13 protein-coding genes are annotated in these 11,585 nt (G+C 58.0%); 11 read left to right on the forward strand and 2 right to left on the reverse strand.

Annotated features, from left to right (window positions below; translation table 11 throughout):
- The first annotated feature begins 9 nt into the window (after window positions 1-9).
- The 3 genes from eno to ispD all read left to right on the forward strand — a co-directional run bounded on the left by eno (window position 10) and on the right by ispD (window position 2,451).
- Window positions 10-1,299 carry a phosphopyruvate hydratase gene (gene eno / locus K5E40_RS21295; protein WP_221732457.1) on the forward strand — a complete coding sequence of 430 codons (1,290 nt, stop codon included), beginning with the start codon at window positions 10-12 and terminating at the stop codon, window positions 1,297-1,299.
- Between the two features lie 169 nt (window positions 1,300-1,468).
- Window positions 1,469-1,747 carry a cell division protein FtsB gene (gene ftsB, locus K5E40_RS21300; protein WP_221732458.1) on the forward strand — a complete coding sequence of 93 codons (279 nt, stop codon included), beginning with the start codon at window positions 1,469-1,471 and terminating at the stop codon, window positions 1,745-1,747.
- Window positions 1,744-2,451 (forward strand): 2-C-methyl-D-erythritol 4-phosphate cytidylyltransferase, encoded by a 708-nt coding sequence (gene ispD / locus K5E40_RS21305; protein ID WP_221732459.1) that lies wholly within the window; start codon window positions 1,744-1,746, stop codon window positions 2,449-2,451. Before ftsB ends, ispD begins: the two co-directional genes overlap by 4 nt.
- Before the next feature lie 52 nt (window positions 2,452-2,503).
- Here the strand turns inward: ispD and K5E40_RS21310 are convergent, their stop codons facing one another.
- Window positions 2,504-3,400 carry a LysR substrate-binding domain-containing protein gene (locus K5E40_RS21310; RefSeq protein WP_221732460.1) on the reverse strand — a complete coding sequence of 299 codons (897 nt, stop codon included), beginning with the start codon at window positions 3,398-3,400 and terminating at the stop codon, window positions 2,504-2,506.
- Window positions 3,401-3,506: 106 nt separating this feature from the next.
- Here K5E40_RS21310 and K5E40_RS21315 point away from each other — a divergent pair, with 106 nt between their 5' ends.
- From K5E40_RS21315 to rpoS, 8 genes are all read left to right on the forward strand, one after another.
- Window positions 3,507-4,619: an S-(hydroxymethyl)glutathione dehydrogenase/class III alcohol dehydrogenase gene (locus tag K5E40_RS21315; protein WP_221732461.1), complete on the forward strand. Its 1,113-nt coding sequence runs from the start codon at window positions 3,507-3,509 to the stop codon at window positions 4,617-4,619.
- A gap of 96 nt (window positions 4,620-4,715) precedes the next feature.
- Complete coding sequence (gene fghA / locus K5E40_RS21320; RefSeq protein WP_221732462.1) at window positions 4,716-5,561, forward strand: S-formylglutathione hydrolase; 846 nt, start codon at window positions 4,716-4,718, stop codon at window positions 5,559-5,561.
- Between the two features lie 43 nt (window positions 5,562-5,604).
- The gene (gene ispF / locus K5E40_RS21325) at window positions 5,605-6,078 is read left to right on the forward strand and encodes a 2-C-methyl-D-erythritol 2,4-cyclodiphosphate synthase (protein WP_221732463.1); all 474 of its coding nucleotides are present in this window, start codon (window positions 5,605-5,607) and stop codon (window positions 6,076-6,078) included.
- A complete protein-coding gene (gene truD / locus K5E40_RS21330; protein WP_221732464.1) occupies window positions 6,075-7,133 on the forward strand; it encodes a tRNA pseudouridine(13) synthase TruD in 1,059 nt (352 codons plus the stop codon). The genes ispF and truD overlap by 4 nt, the downstream gene beginning before the upstream one ends.
- Window positions 7,121-7,870 carry a 5'/3'-nucleotidase SurE gene (gene surE, locus K5E40_RS21335; protein ID WP_221732465.1) on the forward strand — a complete coding sequence of 250 codons (750 nt, stop codon included), beginning with the start codon at window positions 7,121-7,123 and terminating at the stop codon, window positions 7,868-7,870. The genes truD and surE overlap by 13 nt, the downstream gene beginning before the upstream one ends.
- A gap of 41 nt (window positions 7,871-7,911) precedes the next feature.
- On the forward strand, window positions 7,912-8,547 hold the full coding sequence (locus K5E40_RS21340; RefSeq protein WP_221732520.1) for a protein-L-isoaspartate(D-aspartate) O-methyltransferase: 636 nt from the start codon (window positions 7,912-7,914) through the stop codon (window positions 8,545-8,547).
- Between the two features lie 212 nt (window positions 8,548-8,759).
- Entirely contained in the window at window positions 8,760-9,626 is an 867-nt protein-coding gene (locus K5E40_RS21345) for a peptidoglycan DD-metalloendopeptidase family protein (protein ID WP_221732466.1), read from the forward strand.
- 106 nt (window positions 9,627-9,732) lie between these two features.
- Entirely contained in the window at window positions 9,733-10,740 is a 1,008-nt protein-coding gene (gene rpoS, locus K5E40_RS21350) for an RNA polymerase sigma factor RpoS (RefSeq protein WP_221732467.1), read from the forward strand.
- Between the two features lie 488 nt (window positions 10,741-11,228).
- On the opposite strand, the gene fdxA is transcribed toward rpoS, so the two are convergent.
- Entirely contained in the window at window positions 11,229-11,552 is a 324-nt protein-coding gene (gene fdxA, locus K5E40_RS21355; RefSeq protein WP_201195485.1) for a ferredoxin FdxA, read from the reverse strand.
- Window positions 11,553-11,585 lie beyond the last annotated feature (33 nt).

The following is an 11,585-nucleotide window of genomic DNA, read 5'->3' on the forward strand; positions in this document are numbered from 1 at the left end:
TTTACAACAATGGCAAAAATCGTCGACATCAAAGGTCGTGAAGTTCTCGACTCCCGTGGCAATCCCACCGTGGAAGCGGACGTGCTTCTCGACAACGGCATCATCGGCAGCGCTTGCGCGCCGTCCGGTGCATCCACTGGCTCGCGTGAAGCACTCGAGCTGCGTGATGGCGACAAGAGCCGTTACCTGGGCAAGGGCGTGCTCAAAGCGGTAGCCAACATCAACGGTCCGATCCGCGATCTGCTGCTGGGCACCGACCCAAGCGACCAGAAAGCCCTGGATCACGCGATGATCAAGCTTGACGGTACCGAAAACAAAGCGACCCTGGGCGCCAACGCCATCCTCGCTGTGTCCCTGGCTGCGGCCAAGGCTGCTGCACAGGATCAGGACCTGCCGCTGTACGCGCACATCGCCAACCTGAACGGCACCCCGGGTGTTTACTCGATGCCAGTGCCGATGATGAACATCATCAACGGTGGCGAACACGCCGATAACAACGTCGACATCCAGGAATTCATGGTACAGCCGGTTGGCGCCAAGTCTTTCTCGGAAGGCCTGCGCATGGGCACCGAGATTTTCCATCACCTCAAAGCTGTGCTGAAGGCCCGTGGCCTGAGCACTGCCGTTGGCGACGAAGGCGGTTTCGCTCCGAACCTGGCTTCCAACGAAGACGCTTTGAAAGTGATCTCCGAAGCAGTGGCCAACGCCGGTTACAAGCTGGGCACCGACGTGACCCTGGCACTGGACTGCGCGGCCAGCGAGTTCTACGAAGACGGCAAGTACAACCTGTCCGGCGAAGGTCAGGTGTTCACCGCGGAAGGTTTCGCCGACTACCTCAAAGGTCTGAGCGAACGTTACCCGATCATCTCGATCGAAGACGGTCTGGACGAGTCCGACTGGGCTGGCTGGAAGATCCTCACCGACAAGATCGGCGAGAAGGTTCAACTGGTTGGCGACGACCTGTTTGTGACCAATACCAAGATCCTGAAAGAAGGCATCGATAAAAAGATCGCCAACTCGATCCTGATCAAGTTCAACCAGATCGGCACGCTGACCGAAACCCTGGAAGCCATCCAGATGGCCAAGGCTGCCGGTTACACCGCCGTGATCTCGCACCGCTCGGGCGAAACCGAAGATTCGACCATTGCCGACCTGGCTGTGGGCACCTCGGCTGGCCAGATCAAGACCGGTTCGCTGTGCCGTTCCGACCGGGTTTCCAAGTACAACCAACTGCTGCGTATCGAAGAGCAGTTGAATGGCAAAGCCAAGTACAACGGTCGTAGCGAATTCCGCGGTTAAGCGAAAACTGATAGAAGGACACCGGATTGTGTCGGAAAAGTCGTGACAGCGATGGATTTGCCACTAATCTGATGCCTTGAAAGCACAAGCCTGGTTCTTCCAGGCTTCGTGCTATCAGACGTTTCAAATTTTGCATGGCTGTCTTTTTTCACTGGATACCTGATATTCGATGCGCAGTCCCTACTGGTTGTTTCTAGTGTTGCTCTTGCTACTGGCCGGTCTGCAGTACCGTCTGTGGGTGGGCGATGGCAGTCTGGCGCAGGTCGCCGAACTGAATCAGCAGATTGCTGATCAGCACGCCGAGAACGAAGGCCTGCTGGAGCGCAACCGGGTGATGGACGCTGAGGTCAGTGAGCTGAAAAAAGGCATGGAGACCGTTGAGGAACGAGCTCGCCATGAACTGGGCATGGTCAAGGACGGCGAAACCCTTTATCAGTTGGCCCAATGAGCGATTCCCTGCCGGCCTTCTGGGCCGTGATTCCTGCCGCGGGCGTGGGTGCCCGAATGGCCGCGGACCGTCCCAAGCAATACCTGCAACTGGACGGGCGCACAATTCTCGAACACAGCCTCGGCTGTTTCCTTGATCACCCGAGCCTCATGGGGTTGGTGGTCAGTCTTGCTGTTGATGATCCTTATTGGCCGAACCTTGCTTGCGTCAACGATCCGCGTATTCAGCGGGTAGACGGCGGGGCCGAGCGTTCGGGCTCAGTGCTCAATGCCTTGCTGCATCTGAATGCGCAGGGTGCCGACGATGACGATTGGGTGCTGGTGCACGATGCGGCACGGCCTAACCTGAGCCGTGATGACCTCGACAAGTTGCTTGCCGAACTGGCCGCTGACCCGGTGGGTGGTTTGCTGGCGGTGCCTGCGCGCGACACGCTCAAACGGGTCGACAAGCATGGTCGTGTTGTCGAAACCGTTGATCGCAGTGTGATCTGGCAGGCCTATACGCCACAGATGTTTCGGCTTGGTGCGCTGCACCGGGCGTTGGCGGACAGTCTGGTCGCTGATGCCGTGATTACCGATGAGGCCTCGGCGATGGAGTGGGCTGGTCTGGCGCCGCGTCTGATCGAGGGGCGTGCGGATAACCTCAAAGTTACCCGGCCGGAAGATCTGGAATGGCTGCGTCAGCGTTGGGCCAATCGCCGCTGAATCCTGTGGAGCCTGGCTGCTCGCGAAGGCGGCCGTATAAACAACCCGTCCCTCAGCTGCGATACTCAGGCCGCTCGGCCAGCCCCTCCTTCAAGAAATCCACCAGTTTGCGCACTTTCGGCGATAGGTGCCGCTGCTGCGGATACAGCGCCCACACCGCGGTATTCGGCGGTTGATGGGCCTCCAGCAATGAAATCAAAGCCCCGCTGTGCAGATGCTCCAGCACGTAATAGTCCGGTAATTGACACAGACCGACCCCTTGCAGCGCCGCATCCAGCACCGCTTGCCCGCTGTTGCAGCGCCAGTTTCCCTGTACCCGTTGGGAAAATTCCCGACCGTTCTGTTCCAGTTGCCAGATATCCGAGCTGCCGATCAGGCAATTGTGCCGGCTCAGTTCCGACAAACTGTGTGGGCGGCCATACCTTTCCAGGTAGGACGGCGACGCACACAGATACATGCGCCGTGGCGCCAAGCGAGCAGCGACCAGTCGCGAGTCCTGCAACCGGCCCAGACGAATCGCCAGATCCAAGCCCTCATGCACCAGATCGAGTTGGCGATTGCTCAGTTCGATGTCGACGCGCAGTTGTGGGTAATGCCCCATGAATCTCGTCACCAGCGGCACGATAAAGCGTTCGCCGTACGCCACAGCACAGGTCATGCGCAGCATGCCTTTGGGTTCACTGGTCAGATCGCCGACCGCGCGCAAAGCTTCTTCTCGCCCGTCCTGCAAGCGTTGGCAGTGTTGCAGAAAGGTTTGGCCAGCCTCGGTCAGTGCCACTCGACGAGTGCTGCGGTAAAGCAAACGTGTCTGTAAACGCTCTTCCAGTCGTACGATTTGTCGACTGATGTGCGAGGAAGAAACGCCAAGGCGTTCGGCAGCGGCGGTGAATTGGCTGCATTCGGCAACGGCGACGAATTCATCGATGCCTTCCCAGCGGTTATCGGTCATCGGGATTATCCCTGTGTGGCAATAATGTTTTGCTTTTGTCCGGATTATTCATCAGTTGGCGCTGAACTACACTGCGTGTCTCGTTTTTATTCACTGGAGAGTCAGCATGATCAAGTCGCGCGCCGCCGTTGCCTTCGAGGCCAAGAAGCCGCTGGAAATCGTAGAAGTCGATGTCGCCATGCCCAAGGCGGGTGAAGTGTTGCTGCGCGTGGTGGCTTCCGGTGTTTGCCACACTGACGCTTACACCCTGTCCGGTGCCGATCCGGAAGGCATCTTTCCATCGATCCTCGGTCACGAAGGCGGCGCGATCGTTGAAGCGATCGGCGAAGGTGTGACCTCCGTTGCCGTTGGCGATCATGTGATCCCGCTGTACACCCCGGAATGCGGCCAGTGCAAATTCTGCAAGTCGGGCAAGACCAACCTGTGTCAGGCGATTCGTGCCACCCAGGGCAAAGGTTTGATGCCGGACGGCACTTCGCGCTTTTCCTACAAAGGCGAAACGATTTTCCACTACATGGGGACTTCGACCTTTTCCGAATACACCGTGCTGCCGGAAATCTCCGTGGCCAAGATCGCTAAGGACGCGCCATTGGAGAAGGTTTGCCTGCTGGGCTGTGGCGTCACCACCGGTATCGGCGCCGTGATCAACACCGCCAAGGTCAAGCCGGGTGACACCGTAGCGATCTTCGGTCTCGGCGGCATTGGGCTGTCGGCGGTCATCGGTGCTGTGAAAGCCAAGGCAGCACGCATCATCGCCATCGACATCAACCCGGCCAAGTTCGAGATCGCCAAGCAGTTGGGCGCCACCGATTGCGTTAACCCGAGAGACTTCGATCGTCCGATCCAGGAAGTGATCGTCGACATGACCGACGGTGGCGTGGATTTCTCTTTCGAATGTATCGGCAACGTGCAATTGATGCGCGCAGCGCTTGAATGCTGCCACAAGGGTTGGGGGGAATCGGTGATCATCGGCGTGGCCGGTGCTGGCCAGGAAATCTCCACTCGTCCATTCCAATTGGTGACCGGGCGCGTCTGGCGCGGTTCGGCGTTCGGTGGCGTGCGTGGTCGCACCGAGCTGCCAAGCTACGTTGACATGGCCCAAAGCGGTGAAATTCCGCTGGATACGTTCATCACCCACACCATGGGCCTGGAAGATATCAACAAGGCATTCGACCTGATGCATGAAGGCAAGAGCATTCGTACCGTCATTCATTTCTAAAAGCAGCCCCAAGCGACAAGCTTCAAGCCGCAAGTAAAGGGGGCTTTTGCCTTTTCTTAAGGCTCGGAGCTTGCCGCTTGCAGCTGGGAGAATCCCATGAGTCTGGAAAACATTTCCTGTCAGAAAAGCTTCGGTGGCTGGCACAAGCGCTATCGCCACCGCTCCGACGTACTGGGCTGTGAGATGGTGTTTGCCGTGTATCTGCCGCCGCAGGCCGAGCAGGGCGGCAAGCTGCCGGTGCTGTACTGGTTGTCGGGCCTGACCTGCACCGATGAAAACTTCATGCACAAGGCCGGCGCCATGCGCATGGCTGCCGAGCTCGGTTTGATCATCGTGGCGCCAGACACCAGTCCGCGTGGCCCTGATGTGCCGGGCGATCCTGAGGGGGCGTGGGACTTCGGCCTCGGTGCCGGGTTTTATCTCAATGCCACGCAGGAACCGTGGTCGCGGCACTATCGGATGCATGACTATGTCGTGCAGGAATTGCCTTCACTGGTTGAAGCGCATTTTCCGGCGTCCGATAAGCGCAGCATCAGCGGTCACTCCATGGGAGGCCACGGCGCGCTCGTATGTGCGTTGCGCAATCCAGGGCGTTATCAATCGGTGTCGGCGTTCTCGCCGATCAACAACCCAATGGATTGCCCGTGGGGGCAGAAGGCGTTTTCGCGCTATTTGGGTGAAGACCGTTCGAAGTGGAAAGAATGGGATGCCTGCGCACTGATCGCCGAAGCCAACGAAAAGCTGCCGCTGCTGGTTGATCAAGGTGATCGGGATGACTTCCTTGCCACCCAGCTTAAACCCGAAGCCCTGCAACAAACGGCAAAACAAGCGAACCATCCGCTGACGTTGCGCCTGCAACCGGGCTACGACCACAGTTATTTCTTCATCTCAAGCTTCATAGACGACCACTTGCAGCATCACGCACGCGCTCTGCGCGGTTAATGCAGGTAGAATCACGCCCTGACAAAAATCGGGGCGTTTTTTTATGCGTATTGGCCACGGCTATGATGTGCACCGTTTCGCTGAAGGCGATTTCATTACTCTGGGCGGCGTGCAGATTGCACACGGCTTCGGGCTGCTCGCTCATTCCGACGGTGACGTCCTGCTGCACGCCTTGAGCGATGCCTTGCTCGGCGCAGCTGCGCTGGGTGATATCGGCAAACACTTTCCGGACACCGACCCGCAGTTCAAGGGCGCCGACAGTCGCGCATTGCTGCGTCATGTGGTCGGGCTGATCCACGCCAAAGGCTGGAAAGTCGGCAATGTCGACAACACCATCGTCGCCCAGGCGCCGAAAATGGCCCCGCATATCGAATCGATGCGCGCGCTGATCGCTGCGGATCTTCAAGTTGAGTTGGATCAAGTGAACGTGAAAGCTACCACCACCGAAAAGCTTGGCTTTGTCGGTCGCGAAGAAGGCATCGCCGTACACTCCGTTGCCTTGTTGCTGCGCGCATGAATGAACTGCAATTGCTCGGCCCGCGGGCCTATGGCGAACCCCTCGGCACTGCGGTACTGAAAGCCATCGCGGAAGACTTCCAGGTCGATGAGGTGCTCGACATCCCGTTCAGCGGCGATGGCGAACACCTGTGGATCTGGGTCGAAAAACGTGGTCTGAACACTGAAGAGGCCGCACGGCGTATCGCCAAGGCTGCCGGCGTCCCGTTGCGCACCGTCAGTTACGCCGGGCTCAAGGATCGCCAGGCGCTGACCCGTCAGTGGTTCAGCGTGCAACTGCCGGGCAAGGCTGACCCGGATCTGTCGGCGGCGGAAAACGACACGCTGAAGATCCTCAAGAGCACCCGCCATAAGCGCAAGCTGCAACGTGGTGCGCATTCGGCCAATGGTTTCACGCTGCGTCTGACCCAGTTCGCTGGCGACAAGGCGGCCATTGAAGAGCGCCTGCAACTGATCGCCCAACAGGGTATCCCCAATTATTTCGGCGCCCAGCGTTTCGGCCATGACGGTGGCAACGTCGTCGATGCGCGTGCATGGGCGGCGCGCAAGGCTTTGCCAGAGCAGCGAAATGTGCGTTCGCGCCTGCTGTCGACGGCGCGCAGTTTTCTGTTCAATCAGGTGCTGGCGGCGCGGGTCGCTGATGGCACCTGGCAGCGCGCGCTGGTCGGCGATCTGTTGGCGTTCACCGATAGCCGCAGCTTTTTCCCGGCCGGTGAAGCCGAGTGCAGCGATCCGCGTCTGGCGATTCTCGATCTGCATCCGACCGGCCCGCAGTGGGGCGAAGGTGACGCTCCGACCGCTGGCGCTGTCCATGATCTGGAACAGGGGATTACCGCCCGTGAAGCAGAACTGCGTGATTGGTTGATTCACGCCGGCATGAGCCACGAACGTCGCATCCTGCGACTGCCCATTGGCGGGTTGACGTGGCATTATCCCCAGTCTGACATTCTGCAACTGGAATTCGTCCTCCCGGCCGGATGCTTCGCCACCGTATTGGTGCGCGAACTCGTTGATCTGGTGCCGGTGGGGCAGACGGACAGCCCATGCGTATTCTGATTTCTAACGACGATGGGGTAACCGCACCCGGTCTCGCCGCGCTTTATGCTGCGCTGGCGGATTACACCGAATGCGTGGTTATCGCCCCGGAGCAGGACAAAAGCGGCGCCAGCAGTTCGCTGACGCTCGACCGTCCATTGCATCCGCAATACCTGGCCAATGGCTTCATCAGCCTCAATGGCACACCGACCGACTGCGTGCACCTGGGCCTCAATGGTTTGCTGGAGCGCGAACCGGATATGGTGGTTTCCGGTATCAACCTCGGCGCCAATCTCGGCGATGACGTGTTGTATTCCGGGACAGTGGCGGCAGCCCTTGAAGGCAGGTTCCTCGAGCGCCCTTCGTTCGCCTTTTCGCTGGTCTCACGTCAGGTGGATAATCTTCCTACGGCGGCCTACTTTGCGCGCAAGCTGGTCGAGGCCCATGCCGGGCTCGATCTGCCGCCGCGCACGGTGCTCAACGTGAACATTCCCAATCTGCCGATTGATCATATTCGCGGCATTCAGTTGACCCGACTCGGCCATCGCGCCCGGGCGGCGGCGCCAATGAAAGTGGTCGATCCGCGCGGCAAGTCCGGTTACTGGATTGCCGCCGCCGGCGATGCTGAAGACGGCGGCCCCGGGACTGATTTCCATGCAGTGATGCAGGGCTATGTCTCGATTACTCCGTTGCAGCTTGATCGCACCTTCAACGATGCCTTCAGAGGGCTCGACGGCTGGCTGGAGGGACTGCGCTGATGGCTCGTGAACACGAAGACAGAATGCGTAGCGGCATCGGCATGACTTCCCAGCGTACGCGCGAGCGTCTGATTCAACGCTTGTACGAAGAGGGTGTGTCCAACGCTAAGGTGCTGGAAGTGATCCGGCGCACGCCGCGTCATCTGTTCGTGGACGAAGCGTTGGCGCACCGCGCTTATGAAGACACCGCGCTGCCGATCGGCCACAACCAGACCATCTCCCAGCCTTACATGGTGGCGCGCATGAGCGAGCTGCTGCTGGAGGCCGGGCCGCTGGACAAGGTGTTGGAGATTGGCACCGGCTCCGGTTACCAGACGGCCGTGTTGTCGCAACTGGTGGAGCGGGTGTTCTCGGTTGAGCGAATCAAGGTTTTGCAGGATCGCGCCAAGGAACGTCTGGTTGAACTGAACTTGCGCAACGTGGTGTTCCGTTGGGGCGATGGTTGGGAAGGCTGGCCGGCACTGGCGCCGTACAACGGCATCATCGTCACCGCCGTGGCCACCGACGTGCCGCAAGCGTTGCTCGATCAGTTGGCTCCGGGCGGACGCCTGGTGATCCCGGTGGGCTCGGGCGAAGTGCAGCAGCTGATGCTGATCGTGCGAGAAGAGCACGGCTTTTCCCGACACGTTTTGGGTGCTGTGCGATTCGTGCCTTTGCTCAATGGGCCGCTGGCCTGAGCATATATTCAAAGGCGCTGAATTCCTTTCGTTCGCTTTGGTCTTACTTCGGCGGCAAGGGTTTAAACGCAGCAGGTTGTCAGCTTGCAAACGTGTGCGCGAAGCCGTTTCGCTACATTAAAGGTAAAGCTGATTCGGCCCGTTATACTGGCAACACTTCATGCCGAAAGCTGGCATTTCAAATTTTTCAGCCACCACAAAGGGAGCGGCGGGTGAGTCTCACAGTCATTGCGCAGCGTATGGGTAACACGAGCTTTCAGCGCCTGGTGACTGGCCTTGTCTTGAGCACCTTGCTAGTGGGTTGCTCCAGCACCAAATCGAGCAATGTTCGAGTCGTTGATCGCAACGCGGTCGCTCAGCGTCCTACAGTGACGACTGGGCAGTATGTAGTCCGAAAGGGGGACACCTTGTTCTCCATCGCGTTTCGCTACGGCTGGGACTACAAAGCCCTCGCGGCTCGGAACAATATTCCTACGCCGTACACGATCCACCCAGGTCAGACAATTCGCTTTGATGGCCGCACCGGTTCAACGTCCACGGCGGTGGTGAGCAGCTCCAGTTCTTCGCCTTCATCGTCGAGTAAAACCACGGTAATCCGGCGCCAGGCAAATGGCACGACAACCACTACAACCACCGGTTCTACGGGCGCTGTACCGTCCGTCGCCAGTAAGTCAGCGCCCGCTCCACTGCCTCCAGCGGGTCCGGCCCCTACCGGCTGGGGGTGGCCATCTAATGGCATCTTGATTGGAAAATTCTCTTCAAACGGTAGTTTGAATAAAGGAATTGATATCGCCGGGGATTTGGGACAGCCTGTTTTAGCTGCGTCTGATGGGACGGTTGTATACGCCGGGAGTGGCTTAAGGGGCTACGGCGAATTAGTCATCATCAAACACAGCGAAACCTACGTAAGTGCTTACGGTCACAACCGTCGGCTGTTGGTTCGGGAGGGACAGCAGGTCAAGGTCGGACAGACAATTGCCGAAATGGGGTCAACGGGTACAGACCGGGTGAAACTGCATTTTGAGATTCGCCGACAAGGTAAACCTGTAGATCCGCTGCAGTTCCTGCCAAGACGTTGATTTGTAAGCCAGCCTGTTCCGTCGCGTAGAGGGGACAGGCTCCAGCGCTGCCAAGGATAAAGGCGTCGCTTGAGCTTGGGGTCGAACTCACCAAAGGACTATAACAATGGCTCTCAGTAAAGAAGTGCCGGAGTTTGACATCGACGATGAGGTTCTCCTTATGGAAACCGTCATTGATTCGGATTCGATGTCGAATGATGAAGGGGCTGCTCCACCTTCCGTTCGTTCCAAATCCAAACACTCCGCTTCACTTAAACAACACAAGTACATCGACTACACGCGGGCACTCGATGCCACGCAGTTGTATCTCAACGAAATCGGCTTTTCCCCATTGCTCTCCCCGGAGGAAGAAGTTCATTTTGCGCGCTTGTCGCAGAGTGGCGATCCGGCCGGGCGTAAGCGCATGATTGAAAGTAACCTGCGGCTGGTGGTCAAAATCGCCCGGCGTTACGTCAATCGGGGGCTGTCACTGCTGGATCTGATCGAAGAGGGCAACCTCGGGCTCATCCGGGCGGTGGAAAAGTTCGATCCCGAGCGCGGCTTCCGCTTCTCGACCTACGCGACCTGGTGGATTCGTCAGACCATCGAGCGCGCAATCATGAATCAGACCCGGACCATCCGGTTACCGATTCACGTGGTCAAGGAGCTCAATGTGTACCTGCGGGCTGCACGGGAGCTGACGCAAAAACTCGATCACGAACCCTCACCCGAAGAAATCGCCAACCTGCTGGAAAAACCGGTAGGTGAGGTCAAGCGTATGCTGGGCCTGAATGAACGGGTTTCTTCGGTCGACGTCTCGCTGGGTCCGGATTCGGATAAAACCCTGCTCGACACCCTCACTGATGATCGTCCAACCGATCCATGCGAACTGCTGCAGGATGACGACCTGTCACAGAGCATCGATCAGTGGCTGTCTGAGTTGACCGACAAGCAGCGTGAGGTGGTCATTCGCCGCTTCGGCCTGCGCGGCCACGAAAGCAGCACGCTGGAAGATGTAGGCCTGGAGATCGGCCTGACCCGGGAGCGTGTCAGGCAAATTCAGGTGGAAGGCCTCAAACGCCTTCGCGAAATCCTTGAAAAGAATGGTCTGTCGAGCGAATCGCTGTTCCAGTAAGCCACTCAATAGACCGCCCGCGAAAAGCCCCGACTGGTTCGGGGCTTTTTGTTTTGTGGATTAACACGGGGCTACTCGGCTCGATGTAGTCTCCTGTTGTAAGTCATTTCTTACTGTTTCGTAAGTGTTCGCTATTTTTACACGGCAGAAGAAGTCGATTGAGCGAGCCTGTGTTTTTTAACTTCATGATTAATAAGGTTATTTTCTAGTATGAAGTGCTTGTGACAGCCCGTTTCAGCGTCCAGAGGCAATTGCTCTTGGCAGGGAACTCTTTAGTATCTGGGTTGTGTCGACGGACAGACACGCCCTTCAAGGATGAGGGGAACGGACATCGCAGGAAGCGATTCATCAGGACGATGAAAAGGAACACAGGGAATAGGGAAAAAATGTGGGCGGGTCAAACCGCCCCTTTTTTTTGCCTGTAAAAAGGCAAACCCCGGAAAAGCAAAAAGGCCCGCAAGGGGCCTTTTTATCGAGCGCGTGACAGATCAGCGTTCGAGGTCTTTGATCTTGCCTTTGACGCCATCCCACTCTTCGGCATCCGGCATCGATTCTTTCTTCTCGGTGATGTTCGGCCAGATTTCAGCCAAGTCAACGTTCAGTTGAATGAACTCCTGCATCTCTTCCGGAACTTCGTCCTCGGAGAAAATGGCCACGGCCGGGCATTCTGGTTCGCACAGAGCGCAGTCGATGCACTCGTCCGGGTGAATCACCAGGAAGTTCGGGCCTTCGTAAAAGCAGTCCACCGGACACACTTCTACGCAGTCGGTGTACTTGCACTTGATGCAGTTGTCGGTGACGACGAAGGTCATTTCTAATTTTCTCCTCAGGCGGCGGCAGCGTTG

Origin of the sequence: Pseudomonas baetica, assembly GCF_019733355.1 — a bacterium.
GTDB classification, from domain to species: domain Bacteria; phylum Pseudomonadota; class Gammaproteobacteria; order Pseudomonadales; family Pseudomonadaceae; genus Aquipseudomonas; species Aquipseudomonas baetica_A.